Source organism: Aquibaculum arenosum, assembly GCF_029222965.1.
GTDB classification, from domain to species: Bacteria; Pseudomonadota; Alphaproteobacteria; order Kiloniellales; family DSM-21159; genus Aquibaculum; species Aquibaculum arenosum.
In genome coordinates, this window is sequence record NZ_JARHUD010000007.1 from 35340 (window position 1) to 60862 (window position 25523).

The following is a 25523-nucleotide window of genomic DNA, read 5'->3' on the forward strand; positions in this document are numbered from 1 at the left end:
AATGCTGCTAGCCAATCGCACGCCCCACTTGGGGCACTTTCGGCTGCTCCCCTGTCAGCTCGCTCCGGTGATCATGTCCATCGACTTCAAAGACCCTTCGGTTCGAAACGTCGCATTGCTGGCCTTCTGTCAGGCGCTGGCGATGACCTGCCTGTCGCTGCAGATGACCATCTCCGCGCTGGTGGGCAGCATGATCGCCGCCAAGCCCTCACTGGCGACTCTGCCGCTGGCCTTGCAGTTCCTCGGGGTTCTGGTCACCACGATTCCCGCCTCCTTCTTCATGCAGCGGTTCGGCCGGCGGGCCGGTTTCTCCCTTGGGGCCTGTATGGGGATGCTGGGCGGGACACTTTGCGCCTGGGCAGTGTTCCGGGCGGACTTCACGATGCTGTCCATCGGCTCCTTTCTGCTGGGCAGCTTCAGCGCCTTTTCCATGTACTACCGCTTTGCGGCCGCCGACACGGCGAGCGACACGTTCAAGAGTCGGGCAATCTCGCTCGTCCTTGCGGGCGGCGTTCTGGCCGCCATCGCCGGGCCGGAGACGGCGAAGCAGACCCGGGACCTCTTCGCCCCTGTGACCTTCGCGGGCGGCTACGCGGCGATCACGGTTCTAGGCCTCTTCAGTCTCCTGGTGCTGCAGTTCATCCGCATTCCCCGGCCGCCGGCGCGTGTGCGGGGCGCTTCGGGTCGTTCTCTGCTCACCATCGCAAAACAGCCTCGCTATATCGTCGCGGTGCTCTGCGGCATGGTCGCCTATGGCACCATGAACCTGGTGATGGTCTCAACGCCGCTGGCCATGGTTGCTTGTGGGCATCCCTTCGAAACGGCGGCGCTGGTTATCCAGCTCCATGTGCTGGGCATGTACCTGCCGTCCTTCTTCACCGGTTCGCTGATCGCCCGCGTTGGGCTGCCCAAGGTGCTTTTGGCCGGGGCGGCTCTGCTTTTCGGCTGCATCGTCATGGCGCTCACCGGCATCGAGGTGATGAACTTCGCCCTCGGCCTTATCCTGCTTGGCGTCGGCTGGAACTTCCTCTTCATCGGCGGCTCCACCCTGCTGACCAAAACCTATCGTCCTGAGGAGCAGGCCAAAGCCCAGGGCCTCAACGAGTTCTGCGTCTTCGGCACCGTCGCGCTCACGGCCTTCAGCTCGGGGGCGCTCTTCGATGGCATCGGCTGGGAGTGGCTCAATCTGGTGACCCTGCCGGCCATCCTGCTGGCAGCGGGTGCGGTGCTCTGGGTTTTGGTGGGCGGCCGGGGCGTGCAGAAGGCGTGATCCGAGATTCCCGGATTCCGGCTTTCTGCTGCCAAACCGCGCATAACCGAGTAAGCTAAGCAGCAGCATAGCTTCGAGGGGGAGGATCGGTGGGGGTACAGGATCTGCCCAAATCGGTCGCAACAGCGGTCGACAAGATCTACACGGCCGGCTTCAGTGCCGATCTTTGGCAGGAAGGTCTGAGCGACCTCTGCAATTCCCTCGGGGCCTATTCGGCTGTCACCGTGCCGCGTGTCGCGGCCCACAACACCGTCAACCTTCCCAGCACGCCCGGCATGGAAGACTTCCTGCAGGCATTCGTGCGGGACGGCTGGTATGAGCGGGACATACGCGCCGAACGCGGCTGGCCGCTGGTGGACCGGGGGCAAGCGGTTGTGCTCGAGCAGGACATCATTCGCCCGGACGAGCATGACAAGCATCCCCTCTATCAGGAGCTCTATCGCCGTCATGGAATGCTGTGGTGGGCCGGTATCACCTTCCGGACGCATGAGCAGCAGTATGTCCTGTCGCTGTCCCGTTCCGAGCGCCAGGGCGCCTTCAGCGAGGAGGAACGCCGGCTCTTCCTGCAGCTGACCGGTCACCTCGCGCAGTCGGTGACGCTGGCGGAGAAGCTGTGTTCGGCGGCGGGCCAGGGTGGGCTGGAAGTGCTCGACGCCCTGGGAAACGGCGGCATCCTGGTGGATGCGCGCGGCGGCGTCATGGGCTTGAATCGCAACGCAGAACGGCTTCTGGGCAGGGGGATCGGGATCCGCCACCGGGCCGTCTATGCGCAATCGCCGTCGGCGAACCGGTGCCTGCAGGAACTGCTGAACCGTTGCCTCAGGCTGGGGCCGCAGCCCGACCCGGCGGTGGTCGTTGAACGCCCGCTCGGCCATCCGTTGCTCATCGAGGTGCTGCCCATTCCAGCCGAGGCGGCGAGCCCCTTCTTCTTCGGCAAGGTGCTGCTGCTGCTGGTGGACCTGGACAAGAGGGCGATGCCGAAAAGCGCACTGCTTGCCAGTCTCTTCGGCTTGACGGCGCGCGAGGCTGCGCTGGCGCTGGAACTGACCTGCGGGGCCAGCCTCTCCGAGGCGGCCGACAACCTGGGGATCACCCGGGAAACGGCGCGCGGTCACCTCAAGGTCGTCTTCAGCAAGACGGATACGAACCGGCAGTCCGAGTTGGTCGCCCTGGTTCAACGGGCGGCAGCCATCTCCTTTTGAACTATTCCCGCGGACGAGAGGCCGAATCACCTCTTCCGGCCTGATATCTCCCCCGAACGGGGGAGGCCGATTCCCCCTTTTTCGGCCATCACTGGCAAACGCGCACCGGAGCGGTGCGCGCGGTCGAGAGCCAGTTGGAGAACCGAGAAATGGCGCAATCCATGCTTGGGCAGCTTTATGCAGGCCGCCTGATTCCCTTGTCCGGCGCAGCGTCGCTTGCTTTGTTGGTGGGCTGTACGCCCATGGAGGAACGCAGGGGTCCAAGCGAGTACGTGCATTATGACGCCGGACCCTACCTGGAGATGTCTTGCGAGCAGTTGGCTTCCCGGATGTACGAACTGTCCGACGCTGACCGCGAGGCTCTCACTGGCGGGGACCCCTACTGGTTCAACGATCCCTTCCACAAGCCGGACAACGAGGCGCTTGCGGACATTCGTGGAGAAATCAACACCGTGCAGACGGTGATCCATGAAAAAGGCTGCGAGGTTCAGCCGCGCCCTGGGCGCATCGGGTACTGATAGTTCAAACAAGGATAAGCGTAATGAACCGGAAGCAGCTAAAGAGCCTCAGCGCGCTTTCTCTCCTTTGCCTGCTGCCCGCCTGCGTTCCCACCGGCGCGGCCGGTCTGCCGATTGCAATGCTGGCGATGGAGGCGGCCGACGGCATGGGGATGATAGACGATATCGATGCCGTGCCCGAGGTGGAGAAGAACCCGGCCCTGTTGAACCACCCCGCGCTCGCCGATCCGCGCTTCAGTGCCTACCAGGCACAACTGATCGAGCGCCACGCCGTATTCAGTGCCGATCCCGAAAGCGCGCTGTCCACAGCCGGAGCGCTCGACTGCGATCTCGCGGAAGAGGCCGAATGGCTCATCTTGCAGCAGATGACGCGGGAGCAGTACGAGGAAGCGATGCGCAGCGAGCATTACTTGCTATCAGTCGACTCCTTGAACGCGAAACTGCTGGAGGGCGACTGCGTGGACGGCTGGCCGGAGGGAGAGTTTGTTGCAGCGGGGAATATGGTCACCAGTCAACATGTAGCGGGTAATGGCCAGACCACTATTCGAAGTGAGCGCCGACGGGTCGATGGAACGATGAATGGGGGCCGCTTGATAGGGCAACTGAGCGTCGAAGGGCAGATGGTCATGCAGACCACCGGCCAGACGGGCAGAGTTACCTACACAAGCCTCAGCCTCGCCGACTACGGCGAAGGACAGGAGTTTTCCGACAGTCTAAGCATCACCTATGCGTCCATGCCCGGGGTGTACGAGTCCGTTTCAACGACGGTGATCGAGACGGTTTCACCTGGCGTTCAAACGGCCAGGAGCTATCAAGGTGAGATGCTTGCCTCGGAGTGGACGCTGCGCGACGGGGAGATGCATGGCTGGATGATCACCCATCCCATGGAAACCGTCGTTGGCCATACAACAGCCGGCCAAAGAACCTGCTACCAGTACGGCAAGCTTGCCGCCGATGCCGCCTGTGCAGGATCGGCGCAAACGTCGAGCTTTCAGGCGCCGGGCCTGTTGCCCGCCATCCAGCAGGCGGCGGCAGTGCGATAGTTTACCCTGATCGCAGGTAACGCACGGCCGCGTCGCGTTCGAAGAGATAGAGCAGGGTTCTGAGTGCGGCGCCGCGATCGCCTTGCAGGTCGGGGTCGCGCTCCAGGATCAGGCGGGCGTGATCGCGGGCCATGGGCAGCAGGTCGGCGTGCTCGGCCAAGTCGGCCAGGCGAAAACGCGGCAGGCCCGACTGCTGCGTGCCCAGCAAATCACCGGCGCCGCGCAAGCGCAGATCCTCCTCGGCGATGCGGAAGCCGTCGTCGCTTTCGCGCAGAATCTTCAGCCGCTCGTGCGCCGTCTCGCCCAGCGGCGGACGGTAGAGCAGCAAGCAGGTGGAGCGCCCGCCGCCCCGGCCGATCCGTCCACGCAGTTGGTGCAATTGCGCCAAGCCGAAGCGTTCGGCCTGCTCGATCACCATGACGGTGGCGGCCGGCACGTCGACGCCCACTTCAATCACAGTGGTGGCGACGAGGATATCGGCAGGGCCCTCGGCGAAGGCTTTCATGGCCCGATCCTTCTCCGGTCCCTTCATGCGCCCATGCACCAGGGCCACGCGGCCGGGAAAGCGCTCGGTCAGAGCGCCGTAGCGGGCCTCGGCGTCCGCCAGATCGACCGCTTCGGACTCTTCCACCAGCGGACAGACCCAGTAGACCTTGGCGCCCTGTTCGATGGCGCGTCCGACGGCCCCGACCACCTCCGAAAGGCGCTCCAGCGGCAGGGTGCGGGTGTCGACGGGCTGGCGGCCGGCGGGCTTTTCCGTCAGGCGCGAGACCTCCATGTCGCCGTAGGCGGTCAGCACCAGGGTGCGCGGAATTGGCGTTGCGGTCGTGACAAGAACATCCACGCCCTTGCCCTTCGCCGCCAGTTGCAGGCGCTGATGCACGCCGAAGCGATGCTGTTCGTCGATCACCGCCAGGCCGAGATCGCGGAACAGCACATCATCCTGGAACAGGGCGTGGGTGCCGATCGCCAGCAGCGCACGACCGTCGGCCAGGCGTTCCAGGGCGCGCTTGCGCGCCGCGCCTTTGTCGCGCCCGGTCAGGAGTTCGATCCCGATGCCGGCTGCGGTGGCCAGGGGGGCGATGGTGTTGAAGTGTTGGCGCGCCAGGATCTCCGTCGGCGCCATCAGCGCCGCCTGCTGCCCCGCCTCCACCGCTGTCAGCATAGCGAGCAGCGCCACCACGGTCTTGCCGCTGCCCACGTCGCCTTGAAGCAGCCGCAGCATGCGGTGCGGCTCGGCCATGTCGGCGGCGATTTCCGCAAAGGCCGTGCGTTGCGAAGCGGTCAGGGGGAAGGGCAGGGCCTGCAGTGCGGCCTCCACCAGATGCCCGTCGCCCTTCTGGCTGCGGCCGGCGGCGCGCTTCTGCTTCAGGCGGATCAGCGCCAGCGCCAGCTGATTGGCCAGAAGCTCATCGTAGGCCAGTCGTTGGCGCGGCGGCATTTCCGGCAGCAAGTCAGCTTCAGTCTCCGGGTGATGCGCCGCCTCCAGCGCGCTACGCCAGTCCGGCCACTTGCGGGCCTTCAGGATCGAGGCGTCGTGCCATTCCGGTAACGCGGGTGCCCGTGCCACGGCCGCCTGGACGGCCTTCTGCACCACGCGCGCGACGAGCCCGGTGGTGAGCGGATAGACCGACTCCACGGCCGGAAGGGACTCCGCCTCATCGACCGGCACCACATGGTCGGGACGATTCATCTGCAGGCGGTCGTTGTAGCTTTCCAGCTTGCCGCTGACCACACACCAAGCCCCATCGGGCAGGAGCTTGCGCAGCCAGTCCTGATTGGCGCGAAAGTACACCAGGTCGATGTCCCGCGTCCCGTCGGTGCAGAGTACCTTCCAGGGCCCTTTGGGCGAGTGCGGCGCCTGATGGGCCATCACCCGGACCTTCACGGTCGCGATGCGTCCAGGAACGGCCTCGGCCAGGCTGGGCCGGTAGCGACGGTCGATCAGGCCGCTGGGCAGGTGCCAGCAGAGGTCGATCACCCGCGGCCCCGCAAGCCGTTCGAAAAGCTTCGCCAGCCGCGGTCCCACGCCGGGGAGCGTCGTGATCTCCGCAAAGAGGGGATTTAGGTTATCGGGTCGCACGAGGCATCCGGCGGGTTGGGAATGACAGGTCGGGGCGTTCGGCCTATATCCTATCTCCGAGCGAGGAAGGAAAGCATGAGCCAAGGCACGTCCCAAGGAACGTCCCAAGGAACGTCGACGGAAATTCGCCGCAAACAGCTGCGGTGGCGCTGCTGGCATCGGGGCACGCGTGAGATGGATCTGCTCGTCGGCGGCTTTGCCGATCGCCATATCGAGAGTCTTGATTCGGCGCAGTTGGAGCGGCTGGAGTCCCTGTTGCGCGCGCCCGACCCCGATCTCTACGGTTGGATCATCGGGCGCGATGTTCCGCCGCCGGAGTACGACACCGACATCATGAAGATGATGCGGGACTTCAAGTTTACACCTCAAAGCGGCTGAAAATAGCGTGTTTCTCAAAGAACTGCTGAGCTCGCCCGGCGGTCGTCGGGTGGCGAATGCGCCGGAAGGTCTCGATGCCCTGCTCCTCGCCGAGGCGGCGGACGGTCCGGGACTCCAGGTGCATGTCTGTCGTGACGATGCCCGCATGGCCCAGCTCCAGGAGGCCTTGGCCTTTTTTGCGCCCGGCTTGGAGATCCTTACCTTTCCGGCCTGGGACTGCCTGCCCTACGACCGGGTCAGCCCGCACCGGGATATCGTCGCCCGACGCCTGGCCACTTTGGCGCGTTTGCGCGACGGCGACTTTGCCGGCTTGGTTCTCACGACCGTCAATGCCCTGCTGCAGCGCGTGCCGCCGCGCGGCCATTTCGAAGGGCGCGCGCTTGTGGCCGCTGCCGGGGACCGGCTGGAGCCGGAGAGCCTGACGGCCTTCCTGGCGCAGAACGGCTATCAGCGCGTGGGCACGGTGGGCGAGCCGGGCGAGTACGCTTTGCGCGGTGGCATCTTTGACCTCTTCCCGCCGGGCAGCGAAGAGCCCTTGCGCCTGGATTTCTTCGGCGACGAGCTGGAGTCGCTTCGGCGGTTCGATCCGCTGACCCAGCTTTCGACCGGGCCGGCGGAGCGCCTGTCGCTGCTGCCGGTCAGCGAGGCCGTGCTGGACGAGGAGTCGATTGCGCGCTTTCGCACAGGTTATCGCGCAGCCTTCGGGGCTGTGCAGGGGGATGATCCGCTCTACGCCTCGGTCAGCGAGGGCCGGCCGCATCCGGGCATGGAGCACTGGCTGCCGCTGTTCCATGAGGGGCTGGAAACACTTTTCGACTACGTTGGAGACGCCCCGGTCACCCTGGATCACCAGGCCGAGGCGGTGCGTGACACGCGCCTGGAACAGATCGCCGACTTCCATCAGGCGCGGGTGCAGCTCGCACGGGCCGATATGGCCGAAGGCAGCGCCTATAACGCCTTGCCGCCGGAACGGCTGTACCTGTCGAAAGGGGAGTGGGAGGCGCAGCTTTCCGCGCGCGCCCATGCGGAGTTCACACCCTTTGACCTGCCGGAGGAGGCCAAAGGCCATGCCGATGCCGGCGGACGGCGTGCCCCGGACTTTGCGGCCGAGCGGGCGACCTCGGAAGGCAAGGCTTTCGAGGCGGTCTGCGCCTGGATCGAGGGGGAACGCAAAGCCGGGCGCTGGGTGCTGCTGGCGGCTTACAGCGACGGCGCGCGTGATCGTCTGGGCGGATTGCTCGGCGAGCACGGACTGGAGGGGCTGAGCACAGTCTCGAATTGGGCCGAGGCGCAGGCACAGCCGGTGGGCAGTGTCGCGCTCGTCACCCTGGCGCTGGAGCATGGTTTCACCCACGACGGCCTGTCGCTGCTCACTGAATCGGATGTGCTGGGCGAGCGCATCGCGCGGGCCACCCGCAAACGCCGACGCTCCGACAACTTCCTCACCGAGGTCTCCAGCCTGGAGGAAGGTGATCACGTTGTGCATGTGGACCACGGCATCGGCCGCTACGAAGGCCTAGAAACCCTGGATGTGGGCGGCGCCGCACACGACTGCCTGCGTGTGGTCTATCACGGCAACGACAAGCTCTATGTGCCTGTCGAGAACATCGAGGTTCTCTCGCGCTACGGCTCTCAGGACGGCGTGGTTGACCTGGACCGCCTGGGGCAGGGCAACTGGCAGGCGCGTAAGGCCAAGGTCAAGGAGCGCATCCAAGAGGCGGCCGAGCAGCTCATGCGGGTGGCGGCGGAGCGCGCCTTGAAGCAGGCCGAAGAGATTACGCCGCAGGAAGGGCTCTATGAGGAGTTCGCAGCCCGCTTCCCCTATCCCGAGACCGAAGACCAACTGCGGGCCATCGCCGATGTGATGGAGGACCTGGCCAGCGGCAAGCCCATGGACCGCCTGGTCTGCGGCGACGTGGGTTTCGGCAAGACCGAGGTGGCGCTACGCGCGGCCTTCGTGGTGGCCATGACCGGCAAGCAGGTGGCAGTCGTGGTGCCCACCACGCTGCTGGCGCGCCAGCACTACGCCAGCTTCCGCGAACGCTTTGCCGGCCTGCCCCTGCGCATCGGCCAGCTCTCGCGCCTGACCAGCAGCAAGGAGGCGGCGACCACGCGCGACGAACTGGCCAAAGGGCAGCTCGACGTCGTGATCGGAACCCACGCACTGCTCTCCCAGTCGGTCAAATTCAGCGACCTGGGCCTGCTGATCGTCGACGAGGAGCAGCATTTCGGTGTGAAGCAGAAAGAGCGACTGAAAGCCTTGCGCGCCGATGTGCATGTGCTGACGCTCACTGCAACGCCGATCCCGCGCACCCTGCAATTGGCCATGAGCGGCGTGAAGGAGATGAGCCTGATCGCCACGCCGCCGGTGGACCGGCTTGCGGTGCGCACCTTCGTGCTGCCCTATGATCCGGTCATCGTGCGCGAGGCCATCCTGCGCGAGCACTTCCGCGGCGGTCAGGTCTTCTATGTGGCGCCGCGCTTGGAGGATCTCGCGGCGCTGGAGGAGCGGCTGCGCAAGCTGGTGCCGGAGGTGAAGATCGCCGTCGCCCACGGCAAGCTCTCGGCCAGCGCGCTGGAAGCCGTGATGGCCGGCTTCGTCGAGCGCCGCTTCGATGTCCTGCTCTCGACCAACATCGTGGAATCCGGCCTGGATATTCCCACCGCCAACACACTGATCATTCACCGGGCTGACATGTTCGGTCTCTCGCAGCTCTATCAGCTGCGCGGGCGTGTCGGCCGGGCCAAACAGCGCGGTTATGCCTACCTGACCCTGCCGCAGGGGCGCATCCTCACTCCCGCGGCGCAGAAGCGCCTGGATGTGATGCAGACCCTCGACAGCCTGGGCGCTGGCTTCACCCTGGCCAGTCACGACATGGACATTCGCGGGGCGGGCAACCTGCTGGGCGAAGAACAGTCGGGTCACGTCAAGGAGGTGGGCATCGAGCTCTACCAGCAGCTGCTGGAGGAGGCGGTCGCCGAGGCGCGCGCCCGCTCGGAAGGCGGTGGCGATGCGGCCAAGGCCGCCGCGGCCGCGGAGGCCACTTGGACACCCACGATCAATCTGGGCACGGCGGTGTTGATCCCGGACAGCTATGTGGCCGACCTGCATCTGCGTTTAGGCCTTTATCGCCGCCTGTCGACACTGGTGGATCGGGCGGAGATCGATGCCTTCGCCGCCGAGCTGATCGACCGCTTCGGGCCCTTGCCGGATGAGGTTGAGAACCTCCTGCAAGTTATTGCCGTAAAACGTCTTTGCCGGGATGCAGGTGTTGAGCGGGTGGACGCTGGGCCCAAGGGGGCAGTGCTGACCTTCCGAGAGGAAGCCATTGCTGACCCCGGACCGCTGGTGCAGTTCATCCAGCGCCAGAAGGGCAAGGTTCAGCTACGCCCCGACGGCAAGCTGGTCTATCGCCGTGAATGGGACAGTGCGAAAGCCAGAATGCGTGGCGTGCGCCAGTTGATGGATCAGTTGGCGCAGCTCTCTAACAAGGCGAAGCAGGCAGCCTGAAGCCTTCGGTTATGCCTCGATGGCCGCGCCCAGGCCGCGTGCTTGCGCGCGGCAGTGGGCGAAGAGCGCAATGGCTGTATCCTGCACGCCGGTGCCGGTCAGATCGCAGAAGGTGATTTCTTCGTCTGAGCAGCGGCCCTCGGCCTTGCCGACGAGGATGTCGCCCAGCTCGACGGCCTGTGTCTCCTCCACCAGCCCGGCTTCCAGGGCGTAGTGCAACTCGCCCAGCCGGGCACACTGCGAAACGCGGTCCACCACAAGCCGCTCGGCGCGGGCCAGGGCCTGCGGGTCGACCTCGTTTTTGCCCTCGGCGTCGGAGCCCATGGCGGTCACATGCTGACCTGGCCGAAGCCATTCGGCTTGCAGGATGGGGCTGCGCGCCGGCGTTGTGGTCACGAGTATGTCGGCCTCGGCGCAAACCGCGCTGCCCTCGGCACAGGCCTCAACCGGGATGCCCAGGCTCGCTGCCATCTCCTGCGCGCAAGCCGCGGCCTTCTCCGGATCGCGGCCCCAGATGAGAGCCCGCTCGATGGGGCGAACGAGCGCCAGCGCGCGCAACTGGAGCCGCGCCTGCAGACCCGTTCCGAAGATGCCGGCCACCTTGGCATCGCGGCGGGCCAGGGTGTCGGCGGCAATGGCGCCGGCCAGGGCCGTGCGCACGTCCGTCAGGTAGCCATTGTCGAGCAGCACCGCCTCCACACGCCCGGTGTGCGCGGAGATCAGTGTCATCATGCCGGAGAGGGAGGGCAGGCCCAGCTTGTGATTGTCGAAGAAGCCGGTGGAAACCTTGAGCGCGAAGGAGTCGAGGCCGGGCACGTAAGCGGTCTTGACGTCCATCTCGCCGTTCGCGTCTTCCACGTCCAGGCGCAGGATCGGCGGCAATACTGCTCGGCCTTCGCCGAGTCCGCGAAAGCCGGATGCCACCGTTTCCATGGCCTCCCGGTCGATATCGACACAGGAACGCAGCTCGCCTTCCGTCAGGATCCTGATGGTCATTTCCTGCCTCCCAAGGCTTCACCCCGCCAACATACTGCGGCGGGGTGAAGGGCCTCTAGCTTATGCAGCGTGCGTCAGGCCTTGGCTTGCCACTGGCCGTCGCGCACCAGCTCGTCGGTGACCTTATCGACCGCGCGTCGTGCCCGGGCAACCATCTCGTCGACCTCGGCCGGCGTGATCACCAGCGGCGGTGCGAAGCCGAGAATGTCGCCGTGCGGCATGGCGCGGGCGATGAGACCCTCCGCCAGCGCGGCACCGGAAACCCGCGCACCGACCTTGAGCGCGCCGTCGAAACGCTCCTTCTTCTCCCGGTCGGCGACGAACTCCACGGCACCCAGCAGGCCGACACCGCGCACCTCACCGACCAGCGGGTGGTCGGCAAAGGCTTCCTTGAGCTTCTGCTGGAAGTGCGCGCCGGTGCGCGCGGCATTGCCGGGCAGGTCTTCCTTCTCGACGATGTCGAGCGTCGCCATGGCCGCGGCGGCCCCCAGCGGATGCCCCGAATAGGTGTAGCCATGGGAGAAGGCGCCGAGGCTGTCTGCGGCTGTTTCCATCACTTCGTAGACCCGGCGGGAGATGATGGAGCCGGAGAGCGGCACATAGGCGCTGGTCAGGCCCTTGGCGATGGTGATCAGGTCCGGCTCGATGCCGTACTTGTCGCAGCCGAAGCCGGCGCCGGTGCGGCCGAAACCACAGACCACCTCGTCGGCGATCAGCAGCACGTCGTATTTCTTCAGCACCGCCTGAATGGCCTGCCAGTAGCCCTCGGGCGGCGGGATGATGCCGCCGGTGCCCAGCACCGGCTCGCCGATGAAGGCGCCCACGGTCTCGGGCCCTTCGGCCAGGATCAGTTCCTCCAACTCACGGGCCCGACGGGCGACGAACTCTGCTTCGCTCTCACCCTCGTTCGCGCCCCAGTAATAATGCGGTACACCGGTGTGGCGGATCGGCCCCGTCGGCAGGTCAAAGGCGTTGTGATAGAAGCTGAGACCCGTCAGTCCGCCGGAGATGACGGAGCAGCCGTGATAGCCGCGGTCCCGGCTGATGATCTTCTTCTTGGCCGGCTGGCCCTTGAGGTTGTGGTAGTACCAGACCAGCTTGACGTTGGTCTCATTCGCGTCCGAGCCTGAGAGGCCATAGAAGACCTTGCTCATGTCGCCCGGGGCCATGGAAACCAGCCGGTCGGAGAGGCGAATCAGCGGCTCTGAGGAGTGGCCGGCATAGCTGTGGTAGTAGGCCAGCTTGTGAGCCTGCTCGGCGATGGCGTCGGCCACTTCCGTGCGGCCGTAGCCGATGTTGACGCAGTAGAGACCGGCGAAGCCGTCCAGCAGCTCCGTGCCCTTGCTGTCCTTGATGAAGACGCCCTTACCGCTTTCGACGATGCGGGGATCGCCCAGCTTGCCGCTGGCATGGTCGCGCAGCACGGTGAAGGGATGGAGCACGGAACGGCGATCCATCTCCTCCAGGCTGATGTTGCGGGCTGATTCGTTCATGACAGTCACTCCTTTACGGTGTCCTCAGGCGCCAAGGCCGCCGAGGCAGAGGTATTTGATTTCGCTGTAGTCATCGAGGCCGTGGCGCGAGCCTTCGCGGCCCAGGCCCGACTGCTTCATGCCGCCGAAGGGGATGGACGCGCCCGTGAACTTGGGCGTGTTGGCGCCGACCATGCCGTACTGCAGGCCATCGGCCACGCGGCACACCCGCCCCACATCGCGGCTATAGACGTAGGACGCCAGGCCGTAGATCGTGTCGTTGGCCCGGGCGATGGCTTCCGCCTCCTCGTGGAAGCGCAGCACGGGCGCTACGGGGCCGAAGGTCTCCTCACGGAAGATGGCCATGGACTCGGTGACGTCCGCGAGCAGGGTCGGCTCGAAGTAGGTGCCGCCGAGCCGGTGGCGGCGGCCGCCCATCAGCAGACGCGCCCCCTTCTCCACGGCATCGGCCACATGGGCTTCGCACTTTGCCACCGCGGCCTCGTTCATCAGGGGGCCGATGTCGATGCCCTCTTCAAATCCCGGACCCACCTTTAAGGAGGCCACTGCGGCGGCATAGCGCTCCACGAAGGCGTCGTAGATGCTGTCCTGGACGAAGAGACGGTTTACCGCCAGGCAGTCCTGCCCGCTGGTGGCGAACTTGGCGCCAAGCGCGCCCTGAACCGCCGTATCCAGGTCTGCATCCTCGAAAACCAGGAAGGGCGCGTGGCCGCCCAGTTCCAGCGACAGCTTCTTGATGCTGTCGGCCGAGCCGGCAAAGAGTTTGCGCCCGACTTCGGTCGAACCGGTGAAGGAAAGCGCCCGCACCTTGGGCGATTCCAGCAAAACGCCGCCAATGGCCCGGGCTGAACCCGTGAGCACCTGGAAGACGCCGCCCGGTAAGCCCGCCTCTTCGGCCAGGACCGCCAGAGCCAGGGCCGAGTAGGGGGTTTCGGTTGCCGGACGCACGATCATGGGACAACCGGCCGCCAGCGCCGCGCCCGCCTTCCGCGTGATCATGGCCGAGGGGAAGTTCCAGGGCGTAATCGCCGCGGTCACCCCGATGGGTTCCCGGGTCACGATCATCTTGCTGCCGGGCAGGTGGGAAGGAATCGTCTCGCCGTACATCCGCTTGGCCTCCTCCCCGAACCACTCGAGGAAGGAGGCGGCATAGTCGATCTCACCACGCGATTCCGCTATGGGTTTGCCCTGCTCCAGGGTCATGAGCCGTGCAAGTTCCTCGCGGTTTTCAGCCATGAGATCGGCCCAGCGGCGCAGGATCGCTGCGCGGTCCTTGGCCAGGTGTGCGCGCCAGGCCGGCCAGGCAGCGGCGGCCGCTTCGATGGCGCGCTTGGTTTCGGCGGTGCCCATATCGGGGATCGTGCCAAGCAACGAGCCATCGGCGGGATTGGTGACCTCGATGCGGCCATCACCGTCAGCGCCAGTCCAACGCCCTTCCAGCCAGGCGTCTTCCCGCAGCAACGCGGGGCGCTGCTGACCGTCGATGCCAAGCCCCTGGGTTTGGTGTGCATTCAACGCCATGGTGTCCTCTCCTCCAGCGATCGCCTCGTGCAGCGCAAGTTAGCCTGCGAGGCGCCGGTAGTGCTGTTGATCGAATGCGGCTATGGCGAAGCAAATGCGTCAAACATTCAGAGTAACCGAAGATTCTGCGGCTTGCTCCGACGTCTCTGCGATTACAGGAGGGAGTCGGGGGAGTTGGCTGCGCCGTCGAGCCCAGTGGCCGGCGCAGGCTGATGGCGCCAGGCGGCTTGCACGGCGCTGCCGACGGCGAGGAGCTTGTCGCGACCGAGTTCGCTGACCAAACCGAAACTGCGGCCCTGCTGATGCCAGAAGAGCAGAGTCATGGCACCTTCCTGCAGCAGCGAGAAGCGGGGGTTTCCGCGTTCGCGCGTCGGTCCGAAGTAGAGCGAGACCCGGGCGCGCTCGGGGGTCTCGTAGATCAGTTCCATGGCCCCCGCCTGTCGGCCTGGTAGCAGGCGTGCTGCAATCAGTTCCAGCCCTTCGCTGCGCAGATCGGGCGCGCGACCACGGGAATCGGGAATGGCGTTGACGGCCGAGGAGGGGGCGATGCTCGGAAGATCCTGGGAACGCAGGTGCAAGGGCTGTGCCGGACCTTCGTTCCAGTCCTTGAAGGCGCCGAGCAGCGAAAGGGAGGGCTCTTCTTGAAAGAATGCGATGTCCTGCAGTTCATCGTGTTCTTCCCAAACCTGGAAGACCAGGCCCCCCAGCAACATGGCGAGGAGGAAGCCCGCCGCCTGCAGTGGTCCGTGCCGCCTCGGCTTGGAGGCACGCGTGTCAGCGATCGCCTGCGTCAGCGCCTCGATGTTGGGCGGCGGTGGGGGGAGGTGTCGGGCGGAAAAGCTGCTGTGCAGCAGGCGATTTTGCGTTTGATAGGCTTCCACCTCTTCGGCCGCCTTTGGGTCGGTGGCGAGGGCGCTTTCCACTTCTGCCCGTTCGCGCGGCGGCAGTTGCCCATCCACATAGGCCAGAATCTGCGCTTCACCGATGAGCGGCCCGCCAGGCAGGAGACGAAAGCGCTCTTTCATTGCGCTCTCCGCTGGTGAGTCCTTTTGCCGTCCAGCGCGTGTCGCAAAGCCACCCGCGCCCGGCTCAAGCGCGACATGACGGTGCCAATGGGAACGGAGAGCAGGGCTGCGGCTTCCTTGTAGGAAAAACCCTCGAGACCGATTAGCAGCAGAACCTCGCGCTGCTCTCGTGGGAGCGCCTGAAGCGCTTGGGCCATGGCGTGCCATTCTGCGCGAGCCGGCTGGTTGGCGGCCAGCGGAAGCTGCAAGTCCAGGTCTTCCAGGGACAGGTGTGCAAAGGCTCCGGAGGGACGCGCACGCTGCTCCATCCAGGTATTGTGTGCCACTGAGTAGAGATACCCGTGTAGGTTGTTCACCTTTGCACCCTTGCGCAATACAGCCAGTACCCGCTGAAGACTCTCCTGAACCAAATCGTCCGCGTCGGTGGCGCTGCCAGTTAGAGCGAGGGCATAGCGCCTCAGGCCGCGCACCTCTTCTATGAGTCGCTCTGCAGGATCGCCCAAAACCACCCTCCTGTCGCTTGCACGCCGGGGAGTATCCCGCTGATTCGGTGGCCAGGGGTCTGCTCGAAAGGATCGACGCCGCGTTCTTTCGAGTGGGTGGTCTTCTGGAATAGGCGAGGGTTCACCACGCTCTATGAAGCAGCGGCGCACGGTGAGAACAGAGCCATGCGGCTTTGTGATGTGCGGCAGGCACAGTCGGGTCAGGGCGGTGCAGCGTGATCCTTCCGGTAAGGTCGAAGGCAAGGGGGAGTGATGCTTGGAATCGGCTGCAGGACCCGGTGCCTTCGCGTCGCGCGCCGCATGGGAGTGTTGGTCGCAGGCGGCATCGCTTGCCTGGTCGTGGACCCTGACCGTGGCGCCGCCATCGGGCCCGGGAACCTGGCGCCTGCTGTTGTGCAATCAGCCGAACTCTATGCGACCCCAATCGGCGGGAGCCTGAGCCTGTCCAATGCTCGAAGCATCGCGGCGGGTCGGCTGAGCCCGGATACCAGCGCCTCCGAAACCGTGCCCGAGCGCGGTGCTTCCCCGGCCTTGGGTCGCACAGTGGCACCCGATGGCGCGGCAGAGGCGATCCCCGAAGCAAGCCAGGCGCGGGCCATGGCAACGGCTGCCGCCGAGGCGGCCGTAGAGGCGGGCATCGCCAACGATCCGGCAACCGCAGCGCTGGCGGCGGCACGGGCAGAGAATGCTGCGGAAGCGGCCGCCTGGGCTGCGGGGGCTGCAGAGGATCGGGCGCGCCTCCTGGGGACTTCCGAGGCTCAGGCCGCTGCGCGAGCGGCAGCCGAAGCGGCTGCGCGGGCGCGCCTTAACGCCCAAACGGCTGCCGAAGCGGTGGCTCGCCTGCGACAAGAGCGTCGGCCAGCACATCCGGACTCGCTCTGGCTCGACTGATTCGGAATGTTGGTCGCGACTATCGGTTTGACAGCCACGACGTCAACGCTTGCTGCGCATCCAGAGGAAAAAGCCGATCAAGATACCGGCACCGATGAGGATGAAGGCCAGAGGGCCGAGATAGCGCAGATCGTGGCCCAGATCGAGGTCGCGGCTGAAATCCAGCACCAGTGCCGCCGTGCCGACGATGAAGATCAGGCCGGCGGCCAAGGCGAGCAGCGGGCCGCGCATGTTGGCGTCCGCCTACTGCATGACCTTGGGGCCCTGCATGTCCAGCGGCCCCGCTTCAGGCAGTACGCCCAGGCGTCGGGCGATTTCCTGATAGGCTTCCTCGACCTTCCCCAAGTCACGGCGGAAGCGATCCTTGTCGAGCTTCTCGTTGGTTTTGATATCCCAGAGGCGGCAGCTATCGGGACTGATCTCGTCCGCGAGGACGATGCGCATCTGATCTTCTTCCCAGAGACGCCCGAACTCGAGCTTGAAGTCCACCAGCTTGATGCCGACGCCCAGGAACAGCCCGGTCAGGAAGTCGTTCACCCGCAGCGCCATCTGCATCATTTCGTCGAGATCTTGTGGCCCCGCCCAGTTGAAGCAGGTGATGTGCTCCTCGGTGACCAGTGGGTCTCCCAGAGCATCGTTCTTGAGGTAGTACTCAACGATGGAGCGGGGCAGGGCGGTGCCTTCCTCGATCCCCAGCCGTTTCGAGAGCGATCCCGCGGCCACGTTGCGCACGACCACTTCCAGCGGGATGATCTCAACCTCGCGAACCAGTTGCTCGCGCATGTTCAGGCGCCGAACGAAGTGGGTGGGCACGCCAATGCTCTCGAGCCGCATCATGAGGTACTCGGAGATGCGATTATTCAAAACGCCCTTGCCGGTGATCGTGCCCTTCTTCTGATTGTTGAAGGCCGTGGCGTCGTCCTTGAAGTACTGCACGAGGGTTCCCGGTTCCGGGCCCTCGAATAGAACTTTGGCTTTGCCTTCGTAGATCCTTTTGCGTCGCATCTTCTTCGTCCGGGAGAGGCAGCGGCCAGGCCGCGGGTTTCGGCTGGGAGGAACGGGCTCGCGCCGTGAGGATAAGTGGCTCTTCGCTGTATAACAGTCGCGCCGGGGGCGAACAACGCCGCCGCCAGGACCGGCGGAAGTCCCAATGCTTCAGTCCTTACGCAAGAAGCAGTGTCGGTCGTGATCCTGCACCAGCCCGGCAGCCTGCATGAAGGAGTGCGTGATGGTCGGGCCGACGAAGCGAAAGCCGCTTTGCTTCAGGCGACGACTGAGTTGCGTTGCCTCTGGCAGACCGCTGCCGTCCTCGGAGCGATGGGGGTGCGGTGGCCGGTGTTGCCAAATGAAGGCGGAGAAGCCGCCCGGATGACTGGCTTCGATCTCCAGCCAGGCCCGGGCACCTGAGATGGTGGCCTCGATCTTGCCGCGGTGCCGCACGATGCCCGGGTCATTGAGCAGACGAGCGACGTCGTTCTCGTCGAAGGCAGCCACTGTACTCGGATGAAAATTGGCGAAGGCGGAACGGAATGCGTGTCGCTTGCGCAGGATGGTGAGCCACGAAAGCCCGGCCTGGAAGCTTTCGAGGCTGAGCATCTCGTACAGCCTTTGCCCATCATGCTCCGGCCGGCCCCACTCCTCATCGTGATAGGCCCGGTAGAGCGCATCGTCGGTGACCCAGGCGCAGCGCGGCCGTTCGTCGGGGTGGCGGGTCGAAACCTTCATGAAGATGGCCCGGTTCGGGTGCGGCGCCGATTGCCGCTTGCGGTGCCTTCGCGTAGTGTCCGCAACGTCATGTCCACTTCCTCACTTGCCCCCTATGCCTGCCATGCCGCGCGCAGTCGCGGTCGCCTGGTGGATGAGTCGCCCAGTCTGACTCGCAGCGCTTTTCAGCGAGACCGGGATCGCATCATCCACGCCGGGGCCTTCCGCAAGCTGCAGTACAAGACCCAAGTCTTCGTCTATCATGAAGGGGACTACTACCGCACCCGCCTGACACACTCGCTGGAGGTGGCGCAGATTGCGCGCTCGGTGGCGCGGGCTTTGCAGTTGGATGAGGATCTGGCCGAGGCCATCGCCCTGGCCCACGATCTGGGCCACACGCCCTTTGGTCATGCCGGTGAGGATGCCCTTAAGGCAGCGATGGAGCCGCACGGCGGTTTTGACCACAACGAGCAGACCTTTCGTGTGGTCACGCAACTGGAGGAGCGCTACCCCAGCTTCGACGGTCTGAATCTCACCTGGGAGAGCCTGGAAGGTCTGGCAAAGCACAATGGTCCGGTCAGCCGGCCGCGCCCGACGATCGCTGAATTCGACGCACAGTGGTTCCTGGAACTCGACGGCCACGCCAGCGCCGAGGCGCAAGTGGCTGCACTGGCTGATGATATCGCCTACGTGAACCACGATTTGGATGATGGGTTACGCGCCGGGCTCTTCTCGGTCGAAGAGTGTCGGACTTTGCCGCTGGTGGGTGAGGTTTTCGTCCGTGTGGAACAGACCTACCCTGGCGTCGAGCAGGCTCGGCAGATCCACGCGGCGGTGCGCGAACTCATCGGTGTCATGGTGGACGACCTCTTGCGGGAAAGCCGAAAGCGGCTGGCCGAGGACAAGCCTGCCTCAGTCGATGAACTGCGTCAGGCAGGCCGCCCGCTCATTGCCTTTTCCGCGGAGGTGCAGGAAAAACTGCGGCCCGTCCGCAAGTTCCAGTTTGCGCGGATGTACCGCCACTATCGAGTCAACCGGCTCACCTCCAAGGCACGACGTGTGCTGCGCCAGCTGTTCGATATCTATCTGGCGGAACCCAACCTCTTGCCGGATGAATGGCGCCTGGAGGTCGAGTCCGCTCAGTCGCAATCGACACAGGCACGCGTTGTCGCGGACTATGTCGCAGGCATGACCGATCGCTACGCACTGGAATCCCATGAAAAACTCTTCAACCCCTATCTCCGGTTATAAAGAATGAATCTCTTCAAAGACTTTCAGGTCATCGTTCGAGATCGCCTTGAAGCATTGGTGGCCGCCGGCAATCTGCCCGAGGGGCTCGATTTCTCTCGGGTGACGGTCGAGCCGCCGCGCGATCCGAGCCATGGTGACCTGGCCACCAATGCGGCCATGGTGCTGGCCAAGCCGGCGGGCCGTAAGCCCCGCGATGTGGCCGAGATGCTGGCGGAAGAGCTGCGCCGCCTCGAGGGTGTGGAGAGTGTCGAGATCGCCGGGCCGGGATTCATCAATCTGCGCCTGGGCGACGACGTTTGGTATCGCCAGCTCGCCGGCATTCTGCGCGCGGGTTCGGCCTTCGGTTCCAGTGACATGGGCGGTGGTCAGGCCGTGAACGTGGAGTATGTCTCCGCCAATCCCACCGGTCCCCTGACAGTCGGGCATGCCCGCGGCGCCGTGGTGGGAGATGCCCTGGCCTCCCTCATGGAGAAGGCGGGCTACAAGGTGCTGCGCGAGTACTACGTCAATGATGCCGGAGGCCAGGTGGATACGCTGGCCCGTTCCGCCTACCTGCGCTACCGCGAAGCGCTGGGCGAAACCATCGCGGAAATCCCGCCCGGCCTCTATCCGGGAGAGTATCTCAAGGAGGTGGGCGCCGCCCTGGCCGAGCGCGACGGAAAGAAGTGGCTCGACCGGCCCGAGGAAGAGTGGCTGCCGGAAATACGCGCTTTCGCTATCGACGTGATGATGGCTCTGGTGCGCACCGACTTGCAGGCCATTGGCATCGAGCATGACCTCTTTGTCTCCGAGCGGGCGCTGGTCGAGGCCGGGGCCGTGGATGCCGTGATTGAGACTCTGCAGGCGCGCGACTTGATCTACACCGGTGTACTGGAGCCGCCCAAGGGCAAGGCGCCGGAGGATTGGGAGCCGCGGCCGCAGACGCTCTTTCGCGCCACCGCCTACGGCGACGACACCGATCGTCCGATCCGCAAGTCCGACGGTTCCTGGACCTATTTCGCCAACGACATGGCGAACCATCTCGACAAGTATCGCCGTGGCTATCCCACGATGCTGCAGGTCTGGGGTGCCGACCATGGTGGCTACGTCAAACGCATGAAGGCAGCCGTGGCGGCCCTCACCAGCGAGGAGGGCAAGCTTCATGTGGTGCTATGCCAGCTCGTTCGCTTGATGCGCGGCGGTGAGGAAGTGAAGATGTCGAAGCGCTCCGGCAACTTCATCACTCTGCGCGACGTGGTGGAGGAGGTCGGCAAGGACGTGCTGCGTTTCATGATGCTGACCCGCAAGCCGGACGCGCCGCTGGACTTCGATCTCGAGAAGGTGCTGGAGCAGTCGAAGGATAACCCGGTCTTCTATGTCCAATACGCCCACGCCCGCGCGCACTCCGTGTTGCGCCACGCCAGTGAGGCTTTCCCGTCCATCGATCGGGATCCGCGTGCCCTGGCCGAGGGGCCGCTGCACCGCCTGACGGATCCCAGCGAGGTTGCGCTTATCAAGCTGATGTCCGGTTGGCCGCGCCTGGTGGAGAGTGCGGCGGAAGCCTATGAGCCGCACCGGATAGCCTTCTATCTGCACGAAGTGGCAGCGGCCTTTCATGGACTCTGGACGAAGGGCAAGGAAAACACGACGCTGCGCTTTCTGGTACCGGAGGATCCGGAACTCACGGCAGCTCGCCTGGCCCTGCTGCAAGGCATGGCCGCTGTGATTGCTTCCGGATTGCTGATTTTCGGCGTTGAGCCGGTGGAGGAGATGCGCTGATGCCGTCCGACGGCCGCAACCACTGGGACGATGGGCCTCCCATTGAGCTGCGTGGTGATCCCGCCTATCGCCAACGCAGCACGACCTATGCACACGAGCACTATCCGGATGAGGAGCCCGAGCCGGAGCGGCGTCGGCGCCGCATTGGTCCGCTGCGCGTGGCTTTAGCCGGGCTGGTGCTGCTCGGTTTCGGGGCACTGGTGGTCTATGCCTATACTTGGGGCACAAGCGATCCCGATCCCGAGGAGCTTCCACTGGTGACGGCGCCTGGCACGCCCGAGAAGGAGCGGCCGGAATCCCCGGGCGGCATGGAGGTGCCCTATCAGGACAGTCTGGTCTTGAACCCCCGTGAGCGCTCGGAGGAGGGCGTGGAACGCCTGCTGCCGCCACCGGAAGAGCCACGACCCCCGGAGCCGGAAAGCGAGACGACCTCGCAGTCCACCGAGGCCGAACAGGCGGCCCCTGCAAGCAATGCCAGCGGCGAAGAAGCGGATGTTTCCGTTGAGGGCGCGGCGGACGCTGAGGGAACCGCTGCTGCGCCCGGCGAGGAAGCAGACGAGCCGCTATCTTTGGATTCCATGGTGAGCGAGATCGCAGAGGCGCCAGCGGAGGAGGAGCCGTCCCCTGAAGCGCCCGCAACCGAAGATGCGGCTGATGAAACCGAGGAGCCTGCTGCGACTGTCGAGCAAGAGGAGCCCGCGGCGGAGCAGGCGGCAGAACCCGCTTCGGGGGGATTTGTGATCCAGTTGGCCTCCGTGGGCAACCGCGACGCCATCGAGCGCGAGTGGTCTCGGATGCAGGAGCGGCATCCCGAGGTGTTGGGCGACCTGACTTTACAGGTGGAAGAAGCCGACCTAGGCGAGCGTGGCACCTTCTATCGCCTGCAGGCCGGCCCTGTTTCGACACGCGAAGCGGCCGACCAGCTCTGTTCCCGCTTGCAGGCCGCGCAGCAAGACTGCCTGGTGCGTGCCCGATGAGTGGGCAGGGGGATAGGGGGAATGCGCCCCGCGCGGTGCTGTTCGGAACCAGCGGGCCGAACCTGACCGACTGGGAGCGGGCATTCTTTCGCAATGCCGATCCCTTGGGCTTCATTCTCTTCCGGCGCAATGTCGAGACTCCGGAGCAGATTCGGGCGCTGACCCAGGCGCTACGTGAGGCGGTGGGCCGTGCGGATGCACCGATCCTGATCGATCAGGAGGGCGGGCGCGTGCAGCGCCTGCGGCCGCCGCACTGGCCAGACCTTCCTCCCATGGGGCAGCACGGCGCGCTCGCGCTTGTAGACCCGGAGGCGGCGCAGCGCAGCGTTTGGCTGCAGGCAAGGCTGATCGCGGAGACGCTGCTTCCTCTTGGCCTGGACGTCGACTGTCTGCCCTGCGTCGACCTGCTGCATCCGCAATCTCATAGCGTGATCGGCGATCGCTCCTTCGGCAGCGATACCGGTCTGGTGTCTGCCCTTGGGCAGGCGGCCTGTTCGGGGCTGCGAGCCGGCGGTGTCTCGCCGGTGGTCAAGCACATGCCCGGCCATGGCCGGGCCACTGTCGACAGCCATCTGTCCCTGCCGCGGGTGGAAACGGCTCATGAGGAACTCGCCCAGACGGACTTCGTGCCCTTCCAGGCCCTGGCGGACGAGCACTGGGGTATGACCGCGCATATCGTCTACAGCGACTTGGATGCCGAGCGGCCCGCAACTCAGTCACCGCGGATCATCGAGGAAATCATCCGCAAGGAAATCGGCTTCGACGGCCTTCTGGTGAGCGATGACATCACCATGGAAGCGCTTGCCGGGTCCCAGGCCGAGCGTGCGGCAGCCTCGCTGGCGGCCGGCTGCGATCTTGTGCTGCATTGTAGCGGTGACCAGGCGGAAATGCAGGAGGTCGCGGGGGTGGTGGATGCCATGACAGCGTCCTGCCAGGCCCGCTTTGCCCGGGCCAGCGCCGCCGTGAGAAGCCCCGAATCCTTTGATCGGGATGAGGGGCTGGATGAACTGAGGCGATTGCTGAAAGCCGCGACATGAGCGCTGAGGTCTTCGCCGAGGACAGCAGAACGGACCCGCCCCGCGGTGATGGCCTCGTGGTGGATCTTGGCAGCTTTGAAGGGCCTCTGGATGTGCTGCTGCAGTTGGCCCGCGAGCAGAAGGTCGACCTGACCCGCATATCCATTCTGGCACTGGCGGAGCAGTACCTGACCTTCGTGCGCGAAGCGCGACGGCTGCGCCTGGAGTTGGCCGCCGACTATCTCGTGATGGCCGCCTGGCTCGCTTACCTCAAGTCGAAGCTGCTGCTGCCGGAGCCTGAGAGCGAGGAGGAGCGGCCCAGCGGTGCCGAGATGGCTGCCGCGCTGCGATTCCATCTGCAACGCTTGCAGGCGATGCAGGACCGCGGTGCCGCGCTGACCGACCGGCCGCAACTCGGCCAGCAGCGTTTTGCCCGGGGAGCGCCGGAAGGGCAGAGCGAGGTAACCCACCCCGTCTTCGATGTCTCGCTCTATGACCTGCTCTCCGCCTACGGCGCGTTGAAGGGTCGGCAGGCCCAGGCACCGGGCCTGCGCATCCTGCACTGGAACCTTTACTCCGTGGAGGAGGCGGTTCGCCGCCTTTCAAAGCTGCTCGGCACCATGCCGGAGTGGCGCGATCTCACCACCTTCCTGCCCCCCGACCTGCGCGACGGATTGGAGTGGCGCTCGGCGGTGGCCAGCACGCTGGTCGCGGGACTGGAGCTCTGCCGGGACGGCAAGGCGGAGATCCAGCAGACCTCGACCTTCGGCCCCATCCGCCTGCGGGGCCGGACGGCTGCGAGCGGGGAGGGGCTGGGAGAGACGTCGTGACGGCAGACCGCTTCCAGCATCTGCGCCTGCTCGAAGCCCTGCTTTTTGCGTCCGCCGAACCGCGCCGCGTTCAGGATCTGGCGCGCTACTTTCCCGAAGGCGTCGATCTGGAGAACCTGCTGGACGAGCTGCGGACGCTCTACGCGAACCGCGGTGTGGTGCTGGGGCAGAGCGACGGTCGTTGGGCTTTCCGCACCGCGGCCGATCTGGCCGAGTTGATGACATTGCAGCGCGAGGTGCGCCGCAAGCTCTCCCGGGCTGCCTTGGACACGCTGGCGATCATCGCCTACCACCAGCCGGTGACCCGGGCCGAGATCGAAGAGGTGCGCGGTGTCGCCCTGTCCAAGGGGACGCTCGACACCCTGCTGGAAGCCGGCTGGGTGAAGCCGCGTGGTCGGCGTCAGACCCCCGGACGGCCTTTGACCTGGGGCACGACGCCGGTCTTTCTCGATCATTTCGGGCTGGAGAGCCTGAAAGACCTGCCGGGAATCGAGGAACTGAAGGCCGCCGGCCTGCTGGACACACGTCCGGCCATCACCGCACTCGGCGAGCGCGGGTTGCTGCCGCCGGCGGAGCGCGATGAGGAAGAAGCAGAAGCGGTCGATCGCCTGGAAGAGGATTTCGGCGAGGCCCTGCTGCCCGAAGACAGCGAGGATGAGGGTTAGGCCGTGTCAGCGAAGCATCGCCCGGGAAGGAGCGGGAGCGAAGGTGAGCGTCTGCCGGCCGCGGCCCTGGAGCTGCGCCACCACGATCACGACCGCTATCTGCTCAGTCTCTTTGCAGCGCCGGGCCTGCGCGACCAACTCCAGGGGCTGTTCGCCTTCAACCATGAAATCGCCAAGACCTCCGAGGTGGTCAGTGAGGCCATCATCGGCCAGATCCGTTTGCAGTGGTGGCGAGAGTCGGTCGAGGGGCTGTTTGAAGGCACGCCGCGGGAGCACTACGTCATCCAGGTCCTGCACCCGGCAGCACAACAAGGTCGGCTGAACCGCGCGCGCCTGGAACGGCTGATCGATGCGCGCGAGGCGGACCTTTCCGGTGAGGCTCCCGCAGACCTGACGGCCTTCGAGCGCTACGCCGAAGCCACGGGCGCGGACCTTCTACGCGCGGCTCTGGAGCTGATGGGCTTGCCAGCAGACAGCCATGAAGCGCTGCATCGTGCCGCACGGCATATCGGCATTGCCTACTCCAGCGTCGGTCTGCTGCGCGCGGTGCCCTTTCATGCCGCGCAGAAGCGGATCCATCTGCCGGAGGACCATCTCGCCGTCGCAGGCGTGAACCGGCAGGACCTCTTCGAACTGCGGCCCCAGGAAGCCTTGTCGGGGGTGGCCATGCGTCTGGCCCAGCGGGCCGAGGAGCATCTGTCCGAAGCCGCGAAACTGGTACCGGATGCCAGAATGGCCAAGCCCGTTCTGTTGCACGGCAGCCTGGCGCGGCTCTATCTCAAGCGTCTGGCCGCCGCAGACTACAACCCCTTCGACCCGCGCGCCGGGCTGGCGCCGCCGAGCCGCATGCCACGCCTGGCCTGGCTGTCCTGGCGCGGGCGCTGGTAG

At 65.5% G+C, this 25523-nt stretch carries 23 protein-coding genes; 14 read left to right on the top strand and 9 right to left on the bottom strand.

Annotation, left to right across the window (positions count from 1 at the left end; translation table 11 throughout):
• Nucleotide 1: 1 nt before the first annotated feature.
• The 4 genes from P2G67_RS12005 to P2G67_RS12020 all read left to right on the top strand — a co-directional run bounded on the left by P2G67_RS12005 (nucleotide 2) and on the right by P2G67_RS12020 (nucleotide 4033).
• Nucleotides 2-1270, top strand: a complete 1269-nt coding sequence (locus P2G67_RS12005; protein WP_275823416.1) for an MFS transporter — start codon at nucleotides 2-4, stop codon at nucleotides 1268-1270.
• Between the two features lie 89 nt (nucleotides 1271-1359).
• Nucleotides 1360-2472, top strand: coding sequence for a helix-turn-helix transcriptional regulator (locus P2G67_RS12010; RefSeq protein ID WP_275823418.1), 1113 nt, complete (start codon nucleotides 1360-1362; stop codon nucleotides 2470-2472).
• Between the two features lie 149 nt (nucleotides 2473-2621).
• Entirely contained in the window at nucleotides 2622-2990 is a 369-nt protein-coding gene (locus P2G67_RS12015; protein WP_275823420.1) for a hypothetical protein, read from the top strand.
• A gap of 23 nt (nucleotides 2991-3013) precedes the next feature.
• Nucleotides 3014-4033: a hypothetical protein gene (locus P2G67_RS12020; protein ID WP_275823422.1), complete on the top strand. Its 1020-nt coding sequence runs from the start codon at nucleotides 3014-3016 to the stop codon at nucleotides 4031-4033.
• Between the two features lies 1 nt (nucleotide 4034).
• Here the strand turns inward: P2G67_RS12020 and recG are convergent, their stop codons facing one another.
• Nucleotides 4035-6116, bottom strand: a complete 2082-nt coding sequence (gene recG, locus P2G67_RS12025) for an ATP-dependent DNA helicase RecG (protein WP_275823424.1) — start codon at nucleotides 6114-6116, stop codon at nucleotides 4035-4037.
• Between the two features lie 75 nt (nucleotides 6117-6191).
• Here recG and P2G67_RS12030 point away from each other — a divergent pair, with 75 nt between their 5' ends.
• Together P2G67_RS12030 and mfd are read left to right on the top strand one after the other, a co-directional pair.
• Nucleotides 6192-6494, top strand: a complete 303-nt coding sequence (locus tag P2G67_RS12030) for an FAD assembly factor SdhE (RefSeq protein WP_275823426.1) — start codon at nucleotides 6192-6194, stop codon at nucleotides 6492-6494.
• 145 nt (nucleotides 6495-6639) lie between these two features.
• Nucleotides 6640-10005 carry a transcription-repair coupling factor gene (mfd, locus tag P2G67_RS12035; RefSeq protein ID WP_322099705.1) on the top strand — a complete coding sequence of 1122 codons (3366 nt, stop codon included), beginning with the start codon at nucleotides 6640-6642 and terminating at the stop codon, nucleotides 10003-10005.
• Between the two features lie 9 nt (nucleotides 10006-10014).
• On the opposite strand, the gene P2G67_RS12040 is transcribed toward mfd, so the two are convergent.
• From P2G67_RS12040 to P2G67_RS12060, 5 genes are all read right to left on the bottom strand, one after another.
• Nucleotides 10015-11001, bottom strand: a complete 987-nt coding sequence (locus tag P2G67_RS12040; RefSeq protein ID WP_275823430.1) for a cyclodeaminase — start codon at nucleotides 10999-11001, stop codon at nucleotides 10015-10017.
• 74 nt (nucleotides 11002-11075) lie between these two features.
• On the bottom strand, nucleotides 11076-12494 hold the full coding sequence (locus tag P2G67_RS12045) for an aminotransferase (protein ID WP_275823432.1): 1419 nt from the start codon (nucleotides 12492-12494) through the stop codon (nucleotides 11076-11078).
• A 24-nt stretch (nucleotides 12495-12518) separates the two neighbouring features.
• A complete protein-coding gene (locus P2G67_RS12050; RefSeq protein ID WP_275823434.1) occupies nucleotides 12519-14015 on the bottom strand; it encodes a succinate-semialdehyde dehydrogenase in 1497 nt (498 codons plus the stop codon).
• 152 nt (nucleotides 14016-14167) lie between these two features.
• A complete protein-coding gene (locus tag P2G67_RS12055) occupies nucleotides 14168-15040 on the bottom strand; it encodes an anti-sigma factor family protein (protein ID WP_275823436.1) in 873 nt (290 codons plus the stop codon).
• Complete coding sequence (locus P2G67_RS12060) at nucleotides 15037-15543, bottom strand: RNA polymerase sigma factor (protein ID WP_275823438.1); 507 nt, start codon at nucleotides 15541-15543, stop codon at nucleotides 15037-15039. Before P2G67_RS12060 ends, P2G67_RS12055 begins: the two co-directional genes overlap by 4 nt.
• Nucleotides 15544-15843: 300 nt before the next feature.
• On the opposite strand from P2G67_RS12060, the gene P2G67_RS12065 reads away from it, so the two are divergent.
• Nucleotides 15844-16434 carry a hypothetical protein gene (locus P2G67_RS12065; protein ID WP_275823440.1) on the top strand — a complete coding sequence of 197 codons (591 nt, stop codon included), beginning with the start codon at nucleotides 15844-15846 and terminating at the stop codon, nucleotides 16432-16434.
• A 42-nt stretch (nucleotides 16435-16476) separates the two neighbouring features.
• On the opposite strand, the gene P2G67_RS12070 is transcribed toward P2G67_RS12065, so the two are convergent.
• From P2G67_RS12070 to P2G67_RS12080, 3 genes are all read right to left on the bottom strand, one after another.
• Nucleotides 16477-16665: a hypothetical protein gene (locus P2G67_RS12070; protein WP_275823442.1), complete on the bottom strand. Its 189-nt coding sequence runs from the start codon at nucleotides 16663-16665 to the stop codon at nucleotides 16477-16479.
• A gap of 12 nt (nucleotides 16666-16677) precedes the next feature.
• Complete coding sequence (gene purC, locus P2G67_RS12075) at nucleotides 16678-17439, bottom strand: phosphoribosylaminoimidazolesuccinocarboxamide synthase (RefSeq protein ID WP_275823443.1); 762 nt, start codon at nucleotides 17437-17439, stop codon at nucleotides 16678-16680.
• Between the two features lie 150 nt (nucleotides 17440-17589).
• A complete protein-coding gene (locus tag P2G67_RS12080) occupies nucleotides 17590-18159 on the bottom strand; it encodes a DNA-3-methyladenine glycosylase I (protein ID WP_275823445.1) in 570 nt (189 codons plus the stop codon).
• A 69-nt stretch (nucleotides 18160-18228) separates the two neighbouring features.
• Here P2G67_RS12080 and P2G67_RS12085 point away from each other — a divergent pair, with 69 nt between their 5' ends.
• From P2G67_RS12085 to P2G67_RS12115, 7 genes are read left to right on the top strand one after another with little or no spacing between them, the layout of a single operon-like run.
• Nucleotides 18229-19389, top strand: a complete 1161-nt coding sequence (locus tag P2G67_RS12085; RefSeq protein ID WP_275823447.1) for a deoxyguanosinetriphosphate triphosphohydrolase — start codon at nucleotides 18229-18231, stop codon at nucleotides 19387-19389.
• 3 nt (nucleotides 19390-19392) lie between these two features.
• On the top strand, nucleotides 19393-21147 hold the full coding sequence (gene argS / locus P2G67_RS12090; RefSeq protein WP_275823449.1) for an arginine--tRNA ligase: 1755 nt from the start codon (nucleotides 19393-19395) through the stop codon (nucleotides 21145-21147).
• Nucleotides 21147-22124, top strand: a complete 978-nt coding sequence (locus tag P2G67_RS12095) for an SPOR domain-containing protein (protein ID WP_275823450.1) — start codon at nucleotides 21147-21149, stop codon at nucleotides 22122-22124. The genes argS and P2G67_RS12095 overlap by 1 nt, the downstream gene beginning before the upstream one ends.
• A 35-nt stretch (nucleotides 22125-22159) precedes the next feature.
• Complete coding sequence (gene nagZ, locus P2G67_RS12100) at nucleotides 22160-23161, top strand: beta-N-acetylhexosaminidase (RefSeq protein ID WP_275823452.1); 1002 nt, start codon at nucleotides 22160-22162, stop codon at nucleotides 23159-23161.
• Nucleotides 23158-23970 carry a segregation and condensation protein A gene (locus tag P2G67_RS12105; RefSeq protein ID WP_275823453.1) on the top strand — a complete coding sequence of 271 codons (813 nt, stop codon included), beginning with the start codon at nucleotides 23158-23160 and terminating at the stop codon, nucleotides 23968-23970. The genes nagZ and P2G67_RS12105 overlap by 4 nt, the downstream gene beginning before the upstream one ends.
• Complete coding sequence (gene scpB, locus P2G67_RS12110; RefSeq protein ID WP_275823455.1) at nucleotides 23967-24635, top strand: SMC-Scp complex subunit ScpB; 669 nt, start codon at nucleotides 23967-23969, stop codon at nucleotides 24633-24635. The genes P2G67_RS12105 and scpB overlap by 4 nt, the downstream gene beginning before the upstream one ends.
• Before the next feature lie 3 nt (nucleotides 24636-24638).
• Entirely contained in the window at nucleotides 24639-25523 is an 885-nt protein-coding gene (locus tag P2G67_RS12115) for a phytoene/squalene synthase family protein (RefSeq protein WP_275823457.1), read from the top strand.

Bases quoted from the DNA above. Each gene is read 5' to 3' on its own strand.
- P2G67_RS12005 (WP_275823416.1), top strand. From the start codon at position 2: ATGCTGCTAGCCAATCGCACGCCCCACTTGGGGCACTTTCGGCTGCTC.
- P2G67_RS12015 (WP_275823420.1), top strand. From the start codon at position 2,622: ATGGCGCAATCCATGCTTGGGCAGCTTTATGCAGGCCGCCTGATTCCC.
- P2G67_RS12020 (WP_275823422.1), top strand. From the start codon at position 3,014: ATGAACCGGAAGCAGCTAAAGAGCCTCAGCGCGCTTTCTCTCCTTTGC.
- P2G67_RS12030 (WP_275823426.1), top strand. From the start codon at position 6,192: ATGAGCCAAGGCACGTCCCAAGGAACGTCCCAAGGAACGTCGACGGAA.
- mfd (WP_322099705.1), top strand. From the start codon at position 6,640: ATGGCCCAGCTCCAGGAGGCCTTGGCCTTTTTTGCGCCCGGCTTGGAG.
- P2G67_RS12040 (WP_275823430.1), bottom strand. From the start codon at position 11,001: ATGACCATCAGGATCCTGACGGAAGGCGAGCTGCGTTCCTGTGTCGAT.
- P2G67_RS12045 (WP_275823432.1), bottom strand. From the start codon at position 12,494: ATGAACGAATCAGCCCGCAACATCAGCCTGGAGGAGATGGATCGCCGT.
- P2G67_RS12050 (WP_275823434.1), bottom strand. From the start codon at position 14,015: ATGGCGTTGAATGCACACCAAACCCAGGGGCTTGGCATCGACGGTCAG.
- P2G67_RS12055 (WP_275823436.1), bottom strand. From the start codon at position 15,040: ATGAAAGAGCGCTTTCGTCTCCTGCCTGGCGGGCCGCTCATCGGTGAA.
- P2G67_RS12065 (WP_275823440.1), top strand. From the start codon at position 15,844: ATGGGAGTGTTGGTCGCAGGCGGCATCGCTTGCCTGGTCGTGGACCCT.
- P2G67_RS12070 (WP_275823442.1), bottom strand. From the start codon at position 16,665: ATGCGCGGCCCGCTGCTCGCCTTGGCCGCCGGCCTGATCTTCATCGTC.
- purC (WP_275823443.1), bottom strand. From the start codon at position 17,439: ATGCGACGCAAAAGGATCTACGAAGGCAAAGCCAAAGTTCTATTCGAG.
- P2G67_RS12080 (WP_275823445.1), bottom strand. From the start codon at position 18,159: ATGAAGGTTTCGACCCGCCACCCCGACGAACGGCCGCGCTGCGCCTGG.
- P2G67_RS12085 (WP_275823447.1), top strand. From the start codon at position 18,229: ATGTCCACTTCCTCACTTGCCCCCTATGCCTGCCATGCCGCGCGCAGT.
- argS (WP_275823449.1), top strand. From the start codon at position 19,393: ATGAATCTCTTCAAAGACTTTCAGGTCATCGTTCGAGATCGCCTTGAA.
- P2G67_RS12095 (WP_275823450.1), top strand. From the start codon at position 21,147: ATGCCGTCCGACGGCCGCAACCACTGGGACGATGGGCCTCCCATTGAG.
- P2G67_RS12105 (WP_275823453.1), top strand. From the start codon at position 23,158: ATGAGCGCTGAGGTCTTCGCCGAGGACAGCAGAACGGACCCGCCCCGC.